Source organism: Geobacillus proteiniphilus, from assembly GCF_001908025.1.
Classification (GTDB): domain Bacteria; phylum Bacillota; class Bacilli; order Bacillales; family Anoxybacillaceae; genus Geobacillus; species Geobacillus proteiniphilus.
Map to the genome: position 1 here is coordinate 1 of NZ_MQMG01000043.1, position 19,456 is coordinate 19,456.

General features: G+C 53.7%; 21 protein-coding genes and 1 other annotated feature. Of the genes, 1 reads left to right on the top strand and 20 read right to left on the bottom strand.

Annotated features, from left to right (window positions below):
- Nucleotides 1-202: 202 nt before the first annotated feature.
- From BRO54_RS13885 to BRO54_RS13895, 3 genes are all read right to left on the bottom strand, one after another.
- Complete coding sequence (locus tag BRO54_RS13885) at nt 203-958, bottom strand: TrmH family RNA methyltransferase (protein ID WP_074044323.1); 756 nt, start codon at nt 956-958, stop codon at nt 203-205.
- On the bottom strand, nt 955-1,479 hold the full coding sequence (gene msrA, locus BRO54_RS13890) for a peptide-methionine (S)-S-oxide reductase MsrA (RefSeq protein WP_074044324.1): 525 nt from the start codon (nt 1,477-1,479) through the stop codon (nt 955-957). Before msrA ends, BRO54_RS13885 begins: the two co-directional genes overlap by 4 nt.
- A gap of 133 nt (nt 1,480-1,612) precedes the next feature.
- Nucleotides 1,613-2,356 (bottom strand): HI0074 family nucleotidyltransferase substrate-binding subunit, encoded by a 744-nt coding sequence (locus tag BRO54_RS13895; protein ID WP_074044325.1) that lies wholly within the window; start codon nt 2,354-2,356, stop codon nt 1,613-1,615.
- A 140-nt stretch (nt 2,357-2,496) separates the two neighbouring features.
- Here BRO54_RS13895 and sspI point away from each other — a divergent pair, with 140 nt between their 5' ends.
- Nucleotides 2,497-2,706, top strand: coding sequence for a small acid-soluble spore protein SspI (gene sspI, locus BRO54_RS13900; RefSeq protein ID WP_074044326.1), 210 nt, complete (start codon nt 2,497-2,499; stop codon nt 2,704-2,706).
- A 31-nt stretch (nt 2,707-2,737) separates the two neighbouring features.
- On the opposite strand, the gene BRO54_RS13905 is transcribed toward sspI, so the two are convergent.
- The 17 genes from BRO54_RS13905 to polA all read right to left on the bottom strand — a co-directional run bounded on the left by BRO54_RS13905 (nt 2,738) and on the right by polA (nt 19,351).
- Complete coding sequence (locus tag BRO54_RS13905) at nt 2,738-3,823, bottom strand: M42 family metallopeptidase (RefSeq protein WP_074044327.1); 1,086 nt, start codon at nt 3,821-3,823, stop codon at nt 2,738-2,740.
- 93 nt (nt 3,824-3,916) lie between these two features.
- The gene (locus BRO54_RS13910) at nt 3,917-4,402 is read right to left on the bottom strand and encodes a dUTP diphosphatase (protein ID WP_074044328.1); all 486 of its coding nucleotides are present in this window, start codon (nt 4,400-4,402) and stop codon (nt 3,917-3,919) included.
- Between the two features lie 15 nt (nt 4,403-4,417).
- On the bottom strand, nt 4,418-4,669 hold the full coding sequence (locus BRO54_RS13915; protein ID WP_074044329.1) for a DUF1294 domain-containing protein: 252 nt from the start codon (nt 4,667-4,669) through the stop codon (nt 4,418-4,420).
- A gap of 57 nt (nt 4,670-4,726) precedes the next feature.
- Nucleotides 4,727-5,086, bottom strand: coding sequence for a 50S ribosomal protein L20 (rplT, locus tag BRO54_RS13920; protein ID WP_011887944.1), 360 nt, complete (start codon nt 5,084-5,086; stop codon nt 4,727-4,729).
- A 25-nt stretch (nt 5,087-5,111) separates the two neighbouring features.
- A complete protein-coding gene (rpmI, locus tag BRO54_RS13925; protein ID WP_074044330.1) occupies nt 5,112-5,312 on the bottom strand; it encodes a 50S ribosomal protein L35 in 201 nt (66 codons plus the stop codon).
- A gap of 13 nt (nt 5,313-5,325) precedes the next feature.
- Entirely contained in the window at nt 5,326-5,847 is a 522-nt protein-coding gene (gene infC / locus BRO54_RS13930) for a translation initiation factor IF-3 (protein WP_074044349.1), read from the bottom strand.
- A 56-nt stretch (nt 5,848-5,903) separates the two neighbouring features.
- Nucleotides 5,904-6,037 (bottom strand) — a sequence feature (ribosomal protein L20 leader region).
- A gap of 150 nt (nt 6,038-6,187) precedes the next feature.
- Nucleotides 6,188-8,149: a threonine--tRNA ligase gene (gene thrS, locus BRO54_RS13935; RefSeq protein ID WP_074044331.1), complete on the bottom strand. Its 1,962-nt coding sequence runs from the start codon at nt 8,147-8,149 to the stop codon at nt 6,188-6,190.
- 332 nt (nt 8,150-8,481) lie between these two features.
- Nucleotides 8,482-9,357 (bottom strand): putative sporulation protein YtxC, encoded by an 876-nt coding sequence (gene ytxC, locus BRO54_RS13940; RefSeq protein ID WP_074044332.1) that lies wholly within the window; start codon nt 9,355-9,357, stop codon nt 8,482-8,484.
- A 428-nt stretch (nt 9,358-9,785) separates the two neighbouring features.
- A complete protein-coding gene (gene dnaI / locus BRO54_RS13945) occupies nt 9,786-10,727 on the bottom strand; it encodes a primosomal protein DnaI (RefSeq protein WP_013144524.1) in 942 nt (313 codons plus the stop codon).
- 11 nt (nt 10,728-10,738) lie between these two features.
- Nucleotides 10,739-12,124 carry a replication initiation and membrane attachment family protein gene (locus tag BRO54_RS13950; RefSeq protein ID WP_074044350.1) on the bottom strand — a complete coding sequence of 462 codons (1,386 nt, stop codon included), beginning with the start codon at nt 12,122-12,124 and terminating at the stop codon, nt 10,739-10,741.
- Nucleotides 12,125-12,228: 104 nt separating this feature from the next.
- Entirely contained in the window at nt 12,229-12,690 is a 462-nt protein-coding gene (gene nrdR, locus BRO54_RS13955; protein WP_013144522.1) for a transcriptional regulator NrdR, read from the bottom strand.
- Nucleotides 12,691-12,757: 67 nt separating this feature from the next.
- On the bottom strand, nt 12,758-13,156 hold the full coding sequence (locus tag BRO54_RS13960) for an aminotransferase class IV (protein ID WP_074044333.1): 399 nt from the start codon (nt 13,154-13,156) through the stop codon (nt 12,758-12,760).
- Nucleotides 13,157-13,280: 124 nt separating this feature from the next.
- Nucleotides 13,281-13,655 (bottom strand): adenosylmethionine decarboxylase, encoded by a 375-nt coding sequence (speD, locus tag BRO54_RS13965; RefSeq protein ID WP_011232199.1) that lies wholly within the window; start codon nt 13,653-13,655, stop codon nt 13,281-13,283.
- A 331-nt stretch (nt 13,656-13,986) separates the two neighbouring features.
- Nucleotides 13,987-15,015 (bottom strand): glyceraldehyde-3-phosphate dehydrogenase, encoded by a 1,029-nt coding sequence (locus tag BRO54_RS13970; RefSeq protein WP_074044334.1) that lies wholly within the window; start codon nt 15,013-15,015, stop codon nt 13,987-13,989.
- Nucleotides 15,016-15,131: 116 nt separating this feature from the next.
- Nucleotides 15,132-15,737: a dephospho-CoA kinase gene (gene coaE, locus BRO54_RS13975; protein ID WP_074044335.1), complete on the bottom strand. Its 606-nt coding sequence runs from the start codon at nt 15,735-15,737 to the stop codon at nt 15,132-15,134.
- Between the two features lie 27 nt (nt 15,738-15,764).
- Nucleotides 15,765-16,589, bottom strand: coding sequence for a DNA-formamidopyrimidine glycosylase (gene mutM / locus BRO54_RS13980; protein ID WP_074044336.1), 825 nt, complete (start codon nt 16,587-16,589; stop codon nt 15,765-15,767).
- Nucleotides 16,590-16,714: 125 nt separating this feature from the next.
- Nucleotides 16,715-19,351 carry a DNA polymerase I gene (gene polA, locus BRO54_RS13985; RefSeq protein WP_074044337.1) on the bottom strand — a complete coding sequence of 879 codons (2,637 nt, stop codon included), beginning with the start codon at nt 19,349-19,351 and terminating at the stop codon, nt 16,715-16,717.
- Between the last annotated feature and the right edge of the window lie 105 nt (nt 19,352-19,456).

Consider the following 19,456-nt stretch of genomic DNA (forward strand, 5'->3'; position numbering starts at 1 on the left):
CATCGCCTCAACATCACTTTGGATGCGATCGACTTTGTCTTCGAGTTGTTTCACGCTTCCTTGCAGCTTGACGATATCCATGCGCATTTGTTCGATGTAGGCCCCTTGAACATCAAGACGCTCAAGCACAGCGTTCAATAACGCCCGCAGTTCGCCATCCATCCGTCTCCGCCCCCTTGTCCGATTGATTTTCGATTCTATTTTACCGCACCGCCTGCAAGGAATAAAGCAAAATTCCGGCCGCAACGGCGACGTTCAGCGACTCGGCTTGGCCGTAGATGGGGATATAGATATTTTCCGTCGTCATCTCGAGCAGCTCGCGCCGGACGCCGCTTCCTTCATTGCCGACGAGCAAGGCGAACGAAGACGATTGTGGAACGGTGCGGTAATCGACGGCGTTCTCCAAGGCGGTGCCGTACACCGGAATGCCCTGCTCCTTGAAACGCGCGATCCATTGTGCCAGATCGCCTTTGACAACCGGAAGGTGAAACAGCGACCCTTGCGTCGCCCGCACAACTTTCGGATTGTACAAGTCGGCGCATCCCTCGCCGAGGATGACGGCATCGATCCCAGCGGCATCGGCGGTGCGGATCATTGCGCCGAGATTGCCCGGATCTTGCACGGCGTCAATAAGCAAGGCGGTCTTCACGCCCCTCAGCTCGGTCGACAGCTGCCGGCACACCGCGGCGATGCCCTGCGGCGTCTCCGTGCTGCTGATCGCTTTCATCACCGTTTCAGTCACAATCACAACCGGGACGTCAGTGACGTTCCAGCCGGGCGGGACGGCCGTTTGCTCTTCGACAATCAGCTCGACAAGGGGCGCGTTGCTTTTTATGGCCTCTTCGACAAGATGAAACCCTTCAAGCAAAAACAATCCGGTCTCGTCGCGCCCTTTTTTTGTCAGCAGCTTTTTCCATTGTTTGACGCGCGCATTTTTCGGCGATTCGATCCGCTTCACCGTTTCGTCCCCCAATGTTTGGCGATAAACTCATCGCGCCCGGACGCGGCGCGGTCTTGTTTGTAATGCTCCGGATTTTTCTTATGATAGTTTTGATGATACTCCTCAGCCGGGTAAAACGTCGTCGCCGGCAAAATTTTCGTCACAATCGGCTTCGAGAAGCGCCCGCTTTCTTCTAACGCCCGCTTTGACTGCTCGGCGAGCTGGCGCTGTTTTTCGTTATGGTAAAAAATCGCCGTCCGGTATTGCGGCCCGCGGTCGTGAAACTGGCCGCCGTCATCGGTCGGATCGATTTGGCACCAATACAACTCCAAGAGCCGCTCATACGAAAAGACGTCCGGGTCGAAGGTGATTTGCACCGCTTCGTAGTGGCCGGTCGTGCCGGTTTTCACTTGCTCGTATGTCGGATTTTCCACATGTCCCCCTGTATAGCCGGAGACGATGCCGTAAATGCCATCGAGCTCCTCAAACGGCGTCACCATGCACCAAAAGCAGCCGCCGGCGAATGTCGCTTTTTCCATTGTGTCGTCACCTCATGCGTCAAGTTTCTTCATTTGATTATAGCAAAAATGTGAGCCTCACGCCCAAGACCAAGCCGTGACTGCTTTCCCCATACGGCTAATCGCCATCTCTTGTCGTCTGCCCATCAGCCGCTCATGTCGATGAGTCAAGCCGTTGCTTCATTTCGTCAAGCAAGCGGTCAAACAGCGGGATATAGTGTGTGCGAATGCGTTCATAAATGTCCATCGCAGTTTCTTCATCATACGTATGGGACGTCCGGTTGCGGTCTTCCAGCATGCGAAGCCATGTCTCTCCGTCTTGAATCAACCCTTCCCGAAACGCCTCGCGAATCGTTTTTCTTGGGCTCGTCACTTCGGAGTATCCTTGATACTCCAAATAAAGTTTCATCCATTTCCACGCCAGTTCGTACGTGAATTCAAATCGTTGAATGGTCGCATCGACAACAAGGTCATCCGTTTGCGCGTCTCTTGCGGCACTTTGCCGGAGTTTGGCGAGCGCCCGTTCGAAATCGTAAAATCGATCCATCAGCCGGCTCATTGTGACCATCACCTTCCCACGCTCATTCGTTTGGAAAATCGTTTTCCCTTCCTTGTCAATCGCTGTTTTTAACCGCTCGTTGCCGATCTCATCATAATCAATAAGATCGATCCGATAAATGATGGGCAATTCATCCAAATCCGATTGCAGACGGTGCAACAAATCTTTTGATTTTCTAAATTTGATGGCTATATCAATATCCGACGTTTTCTTATCATCGCCTCTCGCCCTTGAACCAAACAAAATCACTTCTTCAATGGCATCGGCGTAACGCTGAAACAGATGAATCAGCTGGCGAAACACCGCTCGCTCTAATCCATATCTCGTTTGAGCCGCCATCCTCTCTTCCCTCGTTTCCAAGATCTTTGCCTTCATTATACCATAGTCTGGCAAGCGCAACGGCTTCGACCGCCGATGCATAAATCCGCCGCCATTGGCAAACGATAACGGTGTACAATACGGCCAACGAGGTGAGACAGATGGATTTGAACTTGCGGAAAGCCATTATGCACAACGTCGCCAACAACTCGAAAGACCAGCTGGAACATACGATCGAAGACGCGATCCAACGGGGCGAGGAAAAATATTTGCCCGGCCTCGGCGTCCTCTTTGAAGCCATTTGGACGCATGCCAATGAGCAGCAAAAAGACATGATGCTCACGACACTCGAGCAGGCGGTTAAACAATGACGAACACCGGCCGAATCGGCCGGTGCTTTCATTAGTCAAACGTCAGTTGTTTCACTTTGTCGGCGTCAAGCCGTTTGATCACCTCAACAAGCAGCTTGACCGTGTTTTCGTAGTCGTCGCGGTGCAAAATGGCGGCGTGCGAGTGGATGTAGCGCGTCGGGATGGCAATCGTGAGCGATGGAACGCCGATGCCGGTTAAGTGAATCGCTCCCGCGTCCGTACCGCCGCCTGGCATGGCGTCAAAATGGTACGGAATGTTCAGCTCTTCCGCCACTTCGATGACAAATTCGCGCAAGCCGCGGTGCGACACCATCGTTGCGTCGTACAAGACGATGTGCGGGCCGGCGCCGAGTTTGCCCATCGCTTCTTTTTCCGAAACGCCCGGCGTATCGCCGGCAATGCCGACGTCAACAGCAAACGCGATATCTGGCTGAATGAACTGGGCGGCCGTGCGCGCGCCGCGCAAGCCGACTTCTTCCTGCACCGTGCCGACGCCGTATACCGTGTTTGGATGGTCGACGCCTTTCAGCTGCTTGAGCACATCGATGGCGACCGCACAGCCGATCCGATTGTCCCATGCTTTCGCGAGCAGCATTTTTTCATTGTTCAATACCGTAAATTCAAAATACGGCACGATCATATCGCCCGGGCGGACGCCCCACTCCATCGCTTCCTCGCGGCTTGTCGCGCCGATGTCGATGAACATATCTTTGATTTCCACCGGTTTTTTGCGCGCCTCCGGCGGCAGAATGTGCGGCGGCTTCGAACCGATGACGCCGGTGATGTCGCCTTTTTTCGTCACGATCGTCACGCGCTGGGCGAGCATCACTTGGCTCCACCATCCGCCAAGCGTTTGGAAGCGGATGAATCCTTTGTCGTCGATTTGCGTCACCATAAAGCCGACTTCATCCAAATGGCCGGCGATCATCACTTTCGGCCCGCCCGATTTCCCTTCTTTTTTGGCGATCAAGCTGCCGAGGCCATCCGTTGTCACTTCATCCGCATACGGAGCTATGTATGTCTTCATCACGTCGCGCGCTTCCCGCTCATTGCCCGGGACGCCTTTCGCATCGGTCAGCGCTTTCAGCATCGTCAACGTTTCGTCCAACTTCGCCATCTTGGCACCCCTTTCCGGTTTTGTCCACTTTTTTATTATACTTGAAAAGGCTGACGATTGGCAAAATGAATCATTCGCCACCCGAAAAAAAGATCAGTAGCGCTCGTTTTGCCGCTTGTGGTTCACTTCATTTTTCCGCCGATACGCCGCCTCGATGTCGTCAGAAGAAAAACCGAGCGCCGCGCCAAGCCGCCAATACTCCGTAAACAGCGCATCATATTCCGCTCGCGCTCTCGTCTCCCCGAACCGCTCGGCGGCGCGAAACACGGCAAGAAACTGCTCGACAAGCGGCCGTCCCGCCGACGGAGCTTCGTTTTCTTCATAAAACAAGCCGCACTCCAGCCCGAGCGACAATAAAAAATGCAAGCCGTCGACATATTCCTCAAGCACCCGCTCGGCTGGCGCGGGCGGTTTGATGCTCCAAAATTTAAAACAGCGCGTCTCATTCGCGAGTTCGCCTAATTCAACAAGAAAGGCGAGCTGCTTGCGCGCAAACAAATCTTCTTCCATCAAGCCATGCTCCGTTTCAATGCGCCGATCCAACGTGCGCTGCATATCGTAAAGCAAAGGCCAATTCATTCTCTCCTCCCCTTTCTACCTCATCCATCGCCAATAGAGAAACAGCTCCGCCGCTGCCAACAGCGGCAAGCCATAGCGAAAAGCCCGATGGCGCGTTTTATGGTGAAATATGTACATGCCTGCCATTGCCCCCAGAGCTCCGCCCAACCACGCCAGCAGCCAAAGCGTCCGCTCGGCGGTGCGAAAGCGGCGGCGCTTCGCCTTGTATTTGTCGACCCCCATCACGAAAAAAGCGAGAAGATTGATCACTATCCCGTATTGTACCATATCGATCCCTTTCCTTGATAAGAAAATGGCCACCCTGATCAAGGATGGCCATCGTTGTTATTTATTCAAATTCGCTTTCGCCAAGTCGGCGAGTTGGGCGAACGCGGCTTGATCGTTCACCGCCAAGTCGGCGAGCATTTTCCGGTTCACTTCCACGCCGGCCAGCTTCAAGCCGTGCATCAAACGGCTGTAGGACAAGCCGTTTTGGCGGGCCGCCGCGTTGATGCGGGCGATCCACAGTTTGCGGAAGTCGCGCTTCCGTTGACGGCGGTCGCGATACGCATACATGAGCGATTTCATCACTTGTTGGTTCGCGACTCTATATAATGCGTGTTTCGCGCCGAAATAGCCTTTTGCGAGTTTTAACACTTTTTTGCGACGTCTGCGCGTCACTGGTCCACCTTTTACGCGTGGCATAATCGTTCCCTCCTATAGTCGGTCGTTATTTCAAGTTGTCAAGCATTTGGCGGATGCGTTTGAAATCGCCAGGCGAGACAAGCGTCGCTTTGCGGAGATGACGCTTTTGTTTTTTCGTTTTATTGGCAAACAAGTGGCTCGTATAGGCATGACCGCGTTTTAATTTGCCGCTGGCCGTTCTTTTGAACCGTTTCGCCGAGCCGCGGTGAGTTTTCATTTTTGGCATCGCAGGTTCCTCCTTACTTGTTGTCGTTTTTCGGTGCGAGCACTAAAAACATGTTGCGCCCGTCCATTTTCGGCGCCGTTTCGACAACGGCAATGTCGGCGCACGCTTCCGAGAAGCGGTCAAGGACGCGCTGCCCGATTTCTTTATGGGTGATCGCCCGACCTTTAAAGCGGATCGTCGCCTTCACTTTATCGCCTTTTTCCAAAAACTTGCGCGCATTGCGCAGCTTCGTGTTGAAGTCATGCTCCTCGATCGTCGGGCTGAGGCGCACCTCTTTGACGTTGATCACTTTTTGTTTTTTGCGTGCTTCTTTCTCTTTCTTCTGCTGCTCGAAGCGGAATTTGCCGTAGTCCATGATGCGGCAAACGGGCGGTTTGGCGTTCGGCGCGACAAGCACAAGATCCAAGTTGCGTCTTGCCGCAATCTCAAGCGCCTCCTGCTTCGACTTGATGCCAAGCTGTTCGCCGTTTTGGTCGATCAAGCGCACTTCACGGGCACGAATTTGTTCGTTGATAATAAAATCTTTGCTAATAATGAGCCACCTCCAAGGTTTTTTCCGACTGGCTTGTTTGCCAGCAGAGCCCCACTTCCAGCCAAAAAAAAGCGCAGATGCACAAAGCACCCGCGCAGTACGTCCTTACACTCGCATTGACGAACCGTAACAACCTGCCAACAGCCGTCTTGGCGTCGGTCAGGTGAGAAGCGGGGTGCTTCTGCTTTCGTTACAAACAAGCAATCATTCCACTTTATAAACTATACCACCTTGGCGATGGCATGTCAAGGAGCAGATCTTGATAAACACAACGAACTCCATTATAACGGATGTCCGCCCGATTGGCAAGAGAAAATTTGCAATGGTTCGTCTCATCGAGGTTTCAACCCGCCGATTGCGCGGATCGTGTCCGTTTTTCCCGCACATCGTCAGCGAGCAAGGCAATAAACTCGTCAAGCCCCATCGTCCGGCTTTCTTTTTCGCCATAGCGACGGACATTGACCGCCCGCTCGGCCGCCTCTTTATCGCCGACAACGAGCATGTACGGGATTTTTTGCATTTGCGCTTCGCGGATTTTATAGCCGATTTTTTCGTCGCGCTCGTCAACTTCGACGCGGAAGCCGCGTTCTTTCAGCGTCCGCTGCACGTCATACGCGTAATCGAGGTGCGCCTCCGGCGACACTGGGATCACTTTGACTTGAACCGGGGCGAGCCATGTCGGAAACGCGCCTTTATACTCCTCGATGAGGAACGCGACAAACCGCTCCATCGTCGAGACGACGCCGCGATGGATGACGACCGGACGATGCGGCTTCCCATCCTCGCCAATGTACGTCAAATCAAAGCGCTCGGGCAACAGGAAGTCAAGCTGCACCGTCGAGAGCGTCTCGTCTTTGCCAAGCGCCGTGCGCACTTGCACATCGAGCTTCGGCCCGTAAAACGCCGCTTCCCCTTCCGCTTCGTAGTAGTCGAGGCCGAGCTCGTCCATGGCTTCCCGCAGCATGCGTTGGGCTTTTTCCCACATTTCATCGTCGTCGTAATATTTTTCTTTGTCATGCGGATCGCGGTAAGACAAGCGGAACGAGTATTCCTCAATGCCGAAATCCTTATAGACTTCCAAAATCAAGTTGACGACGCGCTTGAACTCGTCTTTGATTTGGTCCGGGCGCACGAAAATGTGGGCGTCGTTGAGCGTCATGCCGCGGACGCGCTGCAGGCCGGTAAGCGCTCCAGACATTTCATAGCGGTGCATCGTGCCGAGCTCGGCGATGCGGATCGGCAGCTCGCGGTAGCTGTGCAGCTTGCTTTTGTAAATCATCATATGGTGCGGGCAGTTCATCGGACGAAGCACAAGTTCTTCGTTGTCCATCTCCATCGGCGGGAACATGTTTTCTTTGTAATGGTCCCAATGGCCCGATGTCTTGTACAGCTCAACGCTGCCGAGCACCGGCGTGTAGACATGATCGTATCCGAGCGCCACTTCTTTGTCGACGATGTACCGTTCGATCACGCGACGGATCGTCGCCCCTTTCGGCAGCCATAGCGGCAAGCCTTGTCCGACTTTTTGCGATGTCGTAAACAGCTCAAGCTCTTTGCCGAGCTTCCGGTGGTCGCGCTCTTTCGCTTCTTCAAGCAGGCGCAAATAACGATCCAAGTCTTCCTTTTTGAAAAAGGCCGTGCCGTAGATGCGCTGCAGCATTTTGTTGTTGCTGTCGCCGCGCCAGTAGGCCCCCGAGATGCTGAGCAGCTTGAACTCTTTGATTTTTCCAGTCGACGGCACGTGCACGCCGCGGCAAAGGTCGAAAAACTCGCCTTGCTCATAAATCGAAATCGGCTCGCCTTCCGGAATATCGGCGATCAACTCGAGCTTCAACTCATCGCCGATTTCTTCATACAGCCGGATGGCTTCTTCGCGGCTCACTTCTTTGCGGACGATGTCCAAATTTTCTTTGACAATCTTGCGCATTTCCGCTTCGATTTTCGGGAGGTCGTCCGGTGTCAGCTTATGCTCCATGTCGATATCATAGTAAAAGCCGTTTTCAATGACCGGACCGACGCCGAGCTTGACGTTGCCATACAGCCGCTTGATCGCCTGCGCCATTAAGTGGGCGGTGCTATGGCGCAAAATGTCAAGCGCCTCCGGCATGTCTTGGGTAATGATGACAAGCTCGCCATCTTCGTGAAGCGGCGTGCGCAAATCAACGAACCGGCCGTTCAGTTTGCCGGCGATCGCTTTTTTCTTCAGCCCCGGGCTGATCGAGGCAGCGATGTCTTCCGTCGTCGTCCCCTTCGGAAACTCCTTTTCCGCCCCATCTGGGAACGTGATGCGAATGACGTCTGGCATCGGCAATCACTCCTTTGTCATGATGATGAAAATGGAAAAATAAAAAAACTCCTCCCTCCTAAAGGGACGAGTTTTCATCGTGGTTCCACCCTTCTTCCCATAGCAGTGCCTCGCCATGCCATGGCTCAACAAGAATAACGGTCGTCCACCGGCGGCAACTACTGGGCGTTGCGTTCGCTGCCGCAGCTCTGAGGGGGTAAGTGCATTTTTCGTGTTAGGAAGGTTCCAGCCGCTGCCTTCCCTCTCTGGAAACCGTAAAAATGCACCCATGTCCTCGTCATCGCTTGTATTCATCATTCATGACGACATTATAGCGAAAACAGCAGGAAAAATCAAGCTTCTCCCCCATTTCCAGCGTTGGCGGCAAACAAGCGGGAAAAATCGGCGCGGCGGCAGACGATCAACCGTTCTTGAAACACGTTTTGCAGTGTCTGCACCATGCCGTCATCCGGATGATCGGTGTACAGCTCAATTTCCGCCGGAGCGAGCGAGACAAGCGGAGCGAGCACCGATGCATCAATATACATCGGCTGGCTGAAGACGAGATGGCGGTCGATCAACTGTCTCACTTCCGCCGCCGACAGCTCCCGCCGCTCGCTGTCGTAAAATACGAAGTGCGGCGGATCGTGCACCAAATACAGGCGCGGCCATTGCGGCGTCCGACCAGCCAGGCAGTCTCGCAGCATTTGCACAAAATTTTGATATTCCTGCTCCAGCTTGTATTCATCAATCGCCAGCTCGACATAATGTTGGAGGCGCTCCATATACGGCTTTAACCGGAACGTAACGAACGAAGAAAACGAAAACGACAAGCCGTCGCGCAAAAAGGAGGCAAAAGCGTCGCGCAACATCACGGTGCGCGAGGCGGCAAACGCCGCGCTTTTCCGGTAATCGCGCCGCTCTCCGTCCAAAAACGAATGAGCGAGGGCCAAAATTTGCTGCTGTTCTTCGACGTCGCGGAAATAAAAAACATTGGCAATGATGGATAACAGCAGCCGTTCTTCCATCACCTCCTGCATAAACGCCGTCATAGCTGGGATGATATGCTCCTCAAGCACACGCTTCTCCTCGCCCTGTATGTAAACCGCCACGGTTTTGTTCCCGTCATAAGCGGCATGAAACAGCGGACCGTCATCCGGTTGCCGGTGATATAGCAACCCAACCAATTTTTCCGCCTCGCTTGCCTCGTCAAAATGGATTTCGATCACCCGCTGTCCCCCCCTTTAGCCCGAAAGGAATGCTTGGTTTATATATATGGGGACAACGGGCTGTTTAGACTAAAAAACCACAAAGCTTAGCGGCGTTTCGTGCGCTCATGGCGAAACAAAAAACCGGCATCCGACAACAGGACGCCGGTTGGCTCTGTAAAAACGACATCCAATGGCCTCTATCTATTATGGATGAAGCGAAAAAGTGTAACATATCCTTGATGAAAAAGTCGTTTGTCGATGTTCTCGACTGTCGAAGGCAAGCCGGTGGCTTGCCTTCGAGTCATGCCTAAGCGTGACGGAAGACCGAACAACCACCTGCTTCACAGACCCATGCGCGGGGCTGGAAGCGGCGTTGTTCGGTCGCCCGACAGTCGATCGATGCCTGCTTATTCAAAAGCTGCAAACGGTAACGTTTCAAATCGCCTTTATATATTTTGCTCGCGGCGGTTCGGCCCGGTAATTTCAATGGGGTAGGCCAAATAGCGGATTCGCTCCATAATGCGCGCCGCCTTCACCTTCTCTTCTTCGCCGCGCTGCGAATACGTCAAATGGTGGGCGAGCTGCTGCATATCAAAGTTCGACGTGAAAAACGTCGGCAAGTTTTCAAACATCCGGTATTGCAAGATCGGGCCAAACACATCATCGCGCACCCAGCTTGACATCGCCTCCGCCCCAAGGTCATCGAGCATCAGCACCGGCACTTTTTTGATATAATCAAGCTTTTCGTTCATCGTCTGGTCTTGAAGCGAATGTTTCATCTCACGAAACAGCTCGGGCACGTAGACGATCAGCGACGAAACGTTTCGCTTCGCCAGCTCGTTGGCGATCGCGGCGAGCAAATACGTTTTGCCCACCCCAAACGATCCGTGCAAATACAAGCCTTTCATTTTTTTCCCTGGCTCGTATTCCGCCACAAACCGCTCGGCAAATCGGATCGCTTTGATCCGCCCATCGTCATTGAGATCGACGTCAGAGAGCGAAGCACGCAAGATTTCGCGCGGCATGAACATGCTTTGAATGAGCGACTCTTGCCGTTTTCGCTCGTCATGCTGCACTTTTTTTGGGCAGCGGTCGTACTCAACGTCGATCCTTCCACCGTTGACCACCAAATTTGGATGGTACCCCGGCAGCATGTTGTTGCATCGCTCAAGGCCCGGACATTGGCGGCAATTCCCGTGCTGCTCGATGAACTCATACAGCTTCATCAAGCTGCGGTCAACCGCATCGGCCGACAATTGCCGTTCGTGCGCCCGCAAAAACGGCTGCACGTCCGGATGCTCCAAAATGTAGCGTTTCATTTGTTCGTAGCGTTGTTTAAACCGTTGATTGCCAAGCAACCGCTGCAACAGGTGGTTTACTCGTTCCATGGCTTTTCCCTCTATGATTCATCACGGTATTTTTTCAGCCGTTCCTCAAGCTCTTTGCGCGCCTGTTCGACGTCAAAATCATCATCATCCGGCTGGCTGTAATCCATGTTCAGCCAGTCCGGGACGATTTCCGTGCGCACGACTTTGCGCACCGTCCGCGTCCCTTTTTCCTTTTCGTTCGCCCAGTTTTGGTATGTTTTCGCCTCTTCTTTCGCCAGTTCCATTGCTTCCTTCACGGTTTTCACCTTTTTGCGCGCCCAATGGCTGGCGATTTTTTCTACGTATTTTTTCGACAGCTTCATATTCGTCTGGAGCATGACATAATAAATGAGCACGTTGACAACTCCGGGGAGCAGCTGCTGCTGGAACATAATGTCTTCGATCAACTGCAAATCAGCAAGCGACGGCTCAGCGCCGCCTGAAATCTCTTTCAGCAGCTGGCGCGGGGAAATTGTTTCCAGCTGTTTCATTAGTTGCTCCTCTTTTGTGCGCGGTTCGATGTTTTCCATCGTCCGGTAGGCGAGCGGCTGCACTCGTTCGACGAGGCGCGGCTCGACACCGCCATGTTCGAGCTCATACCATTCGCGCGCCGCCCGGCGCAACGCGTCAATATCGATATGATAGGCCGGATCGATGACGCCAAGGACCAGTTTTTGCATCTCAAGCGGCGGAATGCCGTATAAAAACGCCAGCTTTTTAATCGCTTCCTTCACTTTCGCTGTCACAGCCCGGCGCGGCACAAGCTGCTTGGACAGGCCGGCAAAAAACAGCTCAAAGTCGAATACATCATCATCGAGCACATACGACGCCTCATCCCGCCTGATGTGATCCTTCCCTTCAAGCAGCTCGGGCCCGGCTTCTTCGCTGAGGCCAGCGACGATTTGTTCAGCGGGCACGGCCGAAAACACGTCGGAAAACGACCGCGTCACCTGGGTGAATTTCGTTTCATCAATGGACGGACGGGCAAAAAAGTTGCTCAGCTGGATAAACAAGTGGCGGCCGACTTGCCGGTGCAAAAAAACGCTCAACATCTCGTCGCGGAAAAACTGGTCTGGCGCCAGCGGCGGACGCAGCTCATAAAGAAACAGCTTCGGTTCATCCGCCTCTGGAGCGTGGACGTATGTGTCGAGCAGCCCGATTCCTTCGAGTTTCAACCGTTCGCTGTAAATGTCCGGCAGTCCGCACTGCATGAGCGCCATAAGCCGATGATGGGTCGCTTCCTGGCCGTCAAGCAGCTCAAGCTCCCCCCAAAGCGTCATATAAAGCGCCAACGCCCGGCAGCCGATGAGCGGCTGGTAAAGCAGCGTCAGCACTTTACGGTCCACCTCATGCAACACCCCACGGCTTTGCACGGTATAACGGTCGACAGCAATCAGCTCTTTCCAATGGTGTTGCATCGCTCCGACCTTCCATTCCGCCGTATTCGTTTCAAACCGGCTCTCTCCTTTCCTGCCGAAAAGACGTTGAAAAAAGGGCTTGCCGCCTAACGCCAAAGCCCTTTTTACCGCTGCCCTTTTTTGATCAACTCTTTCAGTTCTTCAATGAACACATTAATATCTTTAAACTGCCGATAGACGGAAGCGAAGCGGACATAAGCCACCTCATCGATGTGTGACAGGCGCTCCATCACCATTTCGCCGATCGTTTCGCTTTTCACTTCCGAGACGCCTTGATTGCGCAGTTCGCGCTCAATTTCCTGCGTCACTTTTTCAAGCTCCTCGAGCGCCACCGGCCGCTTCTCGCACGCTTTGATCAAGCCGCGCAAAATTTTCTCCCGGCTGAATTCTTCGCGCGTTCCCTCTTTTTTCACGACAATCAGCGGCGGCTCCTCGATCCGCTCAAACGTCGTAAACCGATAATGGCACTGTTCGCACTCCCGCCGGCGGCGGATCGAACGACCCTCTTCAACTGGGCGCGAGTCAAGCACGCGCGTACCTTGATGATGGCATGAAGGACATCGCATAACATCCACTCCGTTGATCTTCTTATTTTCTATCATACCGGAATGGACGAAAGCAGACAAGATATAGTTAGCTGTTCAGTCCGGAACCGATATAGGGCAGGCGGGCGTTGAGCTTCCGGTACAAATCGAGAATGACCGCCCGGCTATGCCCAAAATCAACCGGCAATAGCTTCGTCTCCGTCGTCGCGGAAAAGTCGACCGCTGTTTCAAACGGCCGCACGGAAATGACGGTAGCGACGATGAACAACTTTTTGCCGCGCTTTGTTTGCGCACAAATTTCGCCGCGCTCTTCGGAAACAGAAACGAGCTCGGCGCCGGGCAACGACGAGAGCAGCTCTTTGACCGCATCGATGACGGCGCGGTTCGTCGCTTTGTAATAATGGCTCCTTAACTCTTCGTCTTCATGATTTTCCCGCGTTTCACAATGGTTTGTGAAGGCGTATTTCAGTGATTTCCACATGCTCATTGCCACGTCTCCCTAGTCATTCTTTTTCCTCCATCATACCATGATTTTCGCCGCCGTTGTACCGCCGAGGGCGCAAAAAAAGGAGCGTTTCGCTTACGCTCCTTTCGGTTTCATCATTATCCAATTACAGCGCCTGCGCCTTTTTCACTTCGATCGGGCGCATGCCGCGCGGAAGTTCAATCGTTTCCCGCGTTTGCGCGCCCAGCATTTCTGCGATGTAATCGGCGGCAATCGTCGGGTCTAAATGGCCGCATGTATACACATCAATGCTCGCATAGCCGTGTTCGGGAAACGTATGAATCGTCAAATGCGATTCCGAAATAATGACGACCCCGCTTACGCCTTGCGGAGCGAATTTATGGAACGCCACTTCGCGAATCTCCGCTCCCGACTTTAACGCGGCGTCAACGAACGTTTTTTCAATAAAATCAATATCATTCAGTTTGTCAAAGTCGCATCCCCAAAGTTCCGAGATAACGTGACGACCCATCGTGTCCATGAAAAGAATCCCCCTTTGAACCAATTTTCTCAAACAAATAAAAAACAGAAGGTGAGTTGCAAAATGGCATGTATAACTACCACGGGGGAAAGTTAGTCCTAAGAGGTCCTAACCCTTTAAGTAGTCACATTACCCTTGCCGTTAAGAAGTTCACGAGACATAGTATACTTTGTTTAGGGGGTTTTTGCAACAGGCTTTTTTAATTTTTTTGCATAAAAAAGAGAAAAAGCGCCCACGCCCGCGCTGTGGCCCGATCCGTTTGTGCGGATCGCAAAAGCCATAGCGCGGGCGGCGCGCTTCACATCGGACCGCCGCCAAGGCGGCGTGTCCGTTACGCATTGACGCTGAGACGCTCATTCATTTTGGCCGCGACAAGATGGGCTAAATCAACGACGCGGCACGAATAGCCCCACTCATTGTCATACCAAGCGAGCACTTTCACTTTTCGCCCTTCCATCACCATCGTCGACAGGCCGTCGATAATCGCAGAATGCGGATTCGTATTGAAATCGATCGATACAAGCGGCTCCATCGTGAAATCCAAAATGCCTTTCAATGGGCCGTTGGCAGCGCGGATGAGCGCCTCGTTCACCTCATCAACCGTCACATCGCGCTTCAAGTCGACGACCAAGTCGACGAGCGATACGTTCGGTGTCGGGACGCGGAGCGCCATGCCATGAAGCTTCCCTTTTAAATGCGGCAACACTAGGCCAAGCGCTTTCGCCGCTCCCGTTGTCGTCGGGATGATCGACTGCGCGCATGAGCGGGCGCGGCGCAAATCTTTATGCGGGTTGTCGATGTTTTTTTGGTCGTTCGTATACGCGTGAACCGTCGTCATCAGGCCGTTTTCAATCCCAAACGCTTCATCGAGCACTTTGACGACCGGAGCCAAACAGTTTGTCGTACACGAGGCGTTCGAAATGATGAAATGGCGGTCGATGTCAAGCATATGCTCGTTGACGCCAACGACGATCGTCACATCTTCATTTTTGCCCGGGGCGGTTAAAATGACGCGCTTCGCCCCTGCCTCAAGGTGAAGGCTCGCCTTTTCGCGGTCGTTGAATTTGCCGGTCGCTTCAATCACAATATCGATATCAAGCTCTTTCCACGGCAGCTGCTTCGGGTCGCGCGAGTTTAACAGCTTCACTTTTTTGCCGTTGACGAGCAGGCCATCTTCCAAAGCGATGACCTCACCTTCAAACTTGCCGTGGTTTGAGTCATATTTCACTAAATGGGCTAACGTTTCCGGCGGATAGCTGGCGTTCACCGCCACAATGTCGAGATCAGGAGAATTGATGGCGCGCCGGAACACCATCCGTCCGATTCGTCCGAAACCGTTAATCGCCACTTTCGCCTTCATTCACTTTGTTCTCCCCTCATATATGTTATACTATTTTCACATACTCACATAAATAGTATATCATATTTTTAGGGAATGTGGAGAACAAAATAACTGAAAGTGAACAAAAAAGACGCCTATTTTTCCAAGGCGTCCCATTGTTTCAAAATGGCCAACAGCTGACGGCGTGTCTCTTCTTTCGTTCCGTTATTGTTGATGACCGCATCGGCCCGTTTCATTTTTTCCGCCAGCGGCCATTGGGCGTGGATGCGGGCGCGCGCTTCTTCCTCAGTGAACCCGTTCCGCGCCATCAGCCGGCGAAGCTGGATGTCATCGTCAACATACACGACGAGCACTTTATCGACCCAGGATGTCAATCCGCTTTCAAATAAAAGCGGAATGTCCAATACAACCGTTTTCGCCCCGGAACGGACGAGCGCTTCTTTCTCCGCCAACATTTTCCGACGCACCGCCGGGTGAACGATGGCGTTTAGCTTTTTCCGTTCTTCTTCGTCGTTGAACACGATCGCCCCGAGTTTCGCCCGATCGATCTCTCCATTTGTCTGCAAAATGTCCGGACCGAAGGCGGCGACAATCTGTCGGTAGGCGTCTTCCCCCGGTCGGACGACGGCGCGCGCCGCTTCGTCAGCGTCAATGACCGGAAGGCCGAGCTCGCGCATCATCGCACTCACCGTGCTTTTGCCGCTGGCGATCCCGCCGGTCAGTCCGATCGTCAACGTCATGGAACCTCTCTCCTTTTTATGCGCCGCCTAGCGCTGGCAGCGCGGGCAATAATGCGTGCCGCGGCCGGCGACGACTATTTTTTCAATCGACGTGCCGCATCGTTTGCACGGCTTGCCTTGGCGGCCATACACGTACAAATGATGTTGAAACGTGCCGGCCTCGCCTTGCGTGTTCACGTACGTACGCACCGTGCTTCCCCCTTTCATGACCGCCTCGCCGATCGTCGCCACCATTTCCTCATGCAGGCGCTCGATCTCTTTGCCGGAGAGCGAGGCAGCCGGCCGTCCGGGAAGAATGCCGGCGCGAAACAGCGATTCGTCGACATAAATATTGCCAAACCCAGCCACGACCGTCTGGTCAAGGAGCAGCGCCTTGACCGACCGTTTCGTGTTCACTGCCCGCTCCGCCAATACGGCCGGGGAAAACGCCGGGGAAAGCGGCTCCGGTCCAAGCTCAGCAAGCGGCGGCCGGCGGTCAGCTTCTTCTTTGGCATAAACGTGCATCGTTCCGAACTTGCGCACGTCGCGGTAGCGAAGCTCGCTGCCGTCCGTGAAGCAAAACACGACGTGCGTATGCGGCTCGAGCGGCTCGAGGGCAGAAGCGACGGCATAGCGCCCTTCCATGCGCAAATGGGAAATGAGCGCATCGCGGTCGAGCAGGAATTTTAAAAATTTCCCTCTCCGTTCCAAACCACGCACCGTCTGTCCGATCATTCTTGCCGCAAACGCCTCGGGGTCTCGCGGATGGCGGATGATGTTCGGCCAAAAGATGCGCACGTCCTCAATCGTTTTGCCGACCACAAGCGGCAAAAGCGTACGACGGATCGTTTCCACCTCCGGCAATTCCGGCATGGTTATCCCCCCTTTCCTCCGTTTTCCTGCATCGTTCCAGCCGACGCTTTCGCATTGACGCCGGTCCATCCGCCGAGAGAAAGATTCTCCATGAGGCGCCGGCCGTTTCGCGCCAAGGCCGCCTTTTATTTCGCGTCATACCACGTCGAGCCATAATGGTAATCGACTTTGAGCGGCACGCGAAGTGTGACCGCTTGCTCCATCACTTCCGGAACGAGCCGGCACAGCCGCTCCATCTCTTCTTTCGGCGCCTCCAAAATGAGCTCGTCATGCACTTGCAGCAAAAGGCGCGCTTGCAGCCGCTCTTCCTTCAGTCTGGCGTTCAGATCGATCATCGCCTTTTTAATAATGTCAGCGGCGCTCCCTTGAATCGGCGTGTTCATCGCCGTCCGCTCGGCGAAGCTGCGGACGTTGAAGTTGCGGCTCGTGATATCCGGCAAATAGCGGCGCCGATGCAACAGCGTCGTCACATACCCTTTCTGTTTCGCTTCTTGCACAATGTTTTCCATATACCGCTTCACGCCCGGAAAACTGGCAAAGTAGCGCTCGATGAATTCAGCCGCCTCTTTGCGCGAAATATTTAAGTTTTGCGCCAAGCCGTAATCACTGATCCCGTAAACGATCCCAAAGTTGACCGCCTTCGCCTGACGGCGCATGTTGGGCGTCACTTCGTCCTCGCTCACATGGAAAATGTCCATCGCTGTTTTCGTATGGATATCCAAATCGCGGCGGAACGCTTCAATTAAATTGTCATCTTCAGCAATATGGGCGAGGACGCGCAACTCAATTTGCGAGTAGTCGGCGGCGAAAATGAGCCAGTCGGGCTCCGACGGCACGAACGCTTGGCGAATTTTCCGTCCTTCCTCAAGCCGAATCGGAATGTTTTGCAAGTTCGGCTCCGTCGAGCTGAGCCGTCCGGTTTGCGTCAGCGCCTGATTGAAAATCGTATGCACCTTCTTTGTATCGGGTCGCACGACTTTCAGCAATCCTTCAATATACGTCGACTGCAACTTGCCAAGCTGGCGGTAATGCAAAATGTTTTCCACGATCTCGTGATAAGGCGCAAGTTTTTCAAGCACATCCGCCGAAGTGGAGTAGCCGGTTTTCGTTTTTTTCAAGACCGGCAGCTGCAGTTTTTCAAATAAAATGACGCCGAGCTGTTTCGGAGAATTGATGTTGAACTCCTGGCCGGCGAGCTCATAAATGCGCTGCTCGACCGTACGCAGCTGCTCCGCGAGCTCTTCGCCCATCTGTTCGAGCCGCTTCGTATCCACTTTCACCCCGGCAAATTCCATTTCCGCCAAAATCGTTGCCAGCGGTTGCTCGAGCTCGACGAGCAACCCATCTTGTTCGTTGCGGCGCAACTCATCCAAAAACGGCCGTTCGAGCGCCCAAATCGCCGCCGCCTTGCGGACGAGATGCTCGGCGAGCACTGGCTCATCCGGCACGGCCCGCTTCGCCCCTTTGCCATACACCGCTTCATCCGGCCGCACCGCTTCGTATTGCTTCATTTTTGCTGCGGCAGCCACATCATCAACACCTTGCGCCGGATCAAGCAAATAGGCGGCCAGCAATAAATCAAAGGAAACGCCGCATAGCTCAATTCCTTTCCATTTCAAGGCGACTGCCGCGCGCTTTGAGTCAAACATGCTTTTTTTCTTCGTTTCATCACCAAGCCAGGCGACAAACTGCGGATCGGCAAGCGCCGTCTCCGGGCGCAGGAAAAACCGTCCATGTTCGTTGACCACAGCGATGCCGACGATCGGCGCATCATGATAATTTTCCTCGACCACCTCAACGACAAGCGCCGCCTTGTCGGCAAGCATCTCCTCCGTCACGCGGTCAGCAAGCGTGAATGCCATCTCCGCAAGCGGTTTTTCCTCTTCTGGTGACGGCGAATCCATTTTCTCTAAAAACGATTGAAACCCAAGCTCTTTAAATAAAGCGATCACTTTCTCACGGTCTTCACCTTGATAGGCGATGTCATCAAGCGAGAGCTCGACCGGGGCGTCGCGGCGAATGGCGGCGAGCTTTTTGCTTAAAAGCGCCACATCGCGGTGTTGGCGCAGCGTTTCTTTCAACTTTTCGCCTTTGATCTCGTCAATGGAGGCGAGCACGTTTTCGACCGTGCCGAATTGCCTGAGCAGCTTGACCGCCGTCTTTTCCCCAATGCCCGGCACCCCAGGAATGTTGTCCGACTTGTCGCCCATCAATCCTTTCAAATCAACGATTTGTTCCGGGGTTAAGCCATATTTTTCGCGGACCGTCTCCGGCGTGTACGGTTCGATATCGGTAATCCCTTTTTTCGTAATGTCCACCGTCACATGGGGGGAGGCGAGCTGGGTTAAATCGCGGTCGCCGGAAATGACTTTCACCTCAAACCCTTCCTGCTCGGCGCGGGCGGCAAGCGTTCCGATAATATCGTCCGCTTCGTAGTTGTCGAGTTCATAGGCAGGGATGCGATACGCTTTCAGCAACTCGCGCAACAGCGGAAACTGCTCCGACAGCTCCGGGGGCGTCTGCTGGCGCCCGCCTTTATACTCTTGAAACGCTTCATGCCGAAACGTCGTTTTCCCAGCATCAAACGCCACAAGCAAATGGGTTGGCTCTTCTTCGGCCAAAATTTTGTTCAACATCATCGTAAACCCGTAGACGGCGTTCGTATGGATGCCTTTGTCGTTATGCAGCAGCGGCAAGGCGAAAAAGGCGCGGTACGCCACGCTGTTGCCGTCGATTAAGACCAGCTTTTTCTTCAATTTCATCCCTCCTCGGATGCTCCTTGTTCTATCATGCCTGCGGCTTGCCTTGAAACGCTCTCCCACCATGATGGGAGGCGCCGATTCATCCCCCACTTACGCTCACGCTGA

Excerpts from the sequence above, each read along its gene's own strand:
- msrA (WP_074044324.1), bottom strand. The coding sequence starts at position 1,479 with ATGGAAAAAGCGACATTCGCCGGCGGCTGCTTTTGGTGCATGGTGACG.
- BRO54_RS13895 (WP_074044325.1), bottom strand. The coding sequence starts at position 2,356 with ATGGCGGCTCAAACGAGATATGGATTAGAGCGAGCGGTGTTTCGCCAG.
- sspI (WP_074044326.1), top strand. The coding sequence starts at position 2,497 with ATGGATTTGAACTTGCGGAAAGCCATTATGCACAACGTCGCCAACAAC.
- BRO54_RS13905 (WP_074044327.1), bottom strand. The coding sequence starts at position 3,823 with ATGGCGAAGTTGGACGAAACGTTGACGATGCTGAAAGCGCTGACCGAT.
- BRO54_RS13910 (WP_074044328.1), bottom strand. The coding sequence starts at position 4,402 with ATGAATTGGCCTTTGCTTTACGATATGCAGCGCACGTTGGATCGGCGC.
- BRO54_RS13915 (WP_074044329.1), bottom strand. The coding sequence starts at position 4,669 with ATGGTACAATACGGGATAGTGATCAATCTTCTCGCTTTTTTCGTGATG.
- rplT (WP_011887944.1), bottom strand. The coding sequence starts at position 5,086 with ATGCCACGCGTAAAAGGTGGACCAGTGACGCGCAGACGTCGCAAAAAA.
- rpmI (WP_074044330.1), bottom strand. The coding sequence starts at position 5,312 with ATGCCAAAAATGAAAACTCACCGCGGCTCGGCGAAACGGTTCAAAAGA.
- thrS (WP_074044331.1), bottom strand. The coding sequence starts at position 8,149 with ATGCCAGACGTCATTCGCATCACGTTCCCAGATGGGGCGGAAAAGGAG.
- dnaI (WP_013144524.1), bottom strand. The coding sequence starts at position 10,727 with ATGGAACGAGTAAACCACCTGTTGCAGCGGTTGCTTGGCAATCAACGG.
- BRO54_RS13950 (WP_074044350.1), bottom strand. The coding sequence starts at position 12,124 with ATGCAACACCATTGGAAAGAGCTGATTGCTGTCGACCGTTATACCGTG.
- nrdR (WP_013144522.1), bottom strand. The coding sequence starts at position 12,690 with ATGCGATGTCCTTCATGCCATCATCAAGGTACGCGCGTGCTTGACTCG.
- BRO54_RS13960 (WP_074044333.1), bottom strand. The coding sequence starts at position 13,156 with ATGAGCATGTGGAAATCACTGAAATACGCCTTCACAAACCATTGTGAA.
- speD (WP_011232199.1), bottom strand. The coding sequence starts at position 13,655 with ATGGACACGATGGGTCGTCACGTTATCTCGGAACTTTGGGGATGCGAC.
- BRO54_RS13970 (WP_074044334.1), bottom strand. The coding sequence starts at position 15,015 with ATGAAGGCGAAAGTGGCGATTAACGGTTTCGGACGAATCGGACGGATG.
- coaE (WP_074044335.1), bottom strand. The coding sequence starts at position 15,737 with ATGACGTTGACGATCGGACTGACCGGCGGGATCGCCAGCGGCAAAAGC.
- mutM (WP_074044336.1), bottom strand. The coding sequence starts at position 16,589 with ATGCCGGAATTGCCGGAGGTGGAAACGATCCGTCGTACGCTTTTGCCG.
- polA (WP_074044337.1), bottom strand. The coding sequence starts at position 19,351 with ATGAAATTGAAGAAAAAGCTGGTCTTAATCGACGGCAACAGCGTGGCG.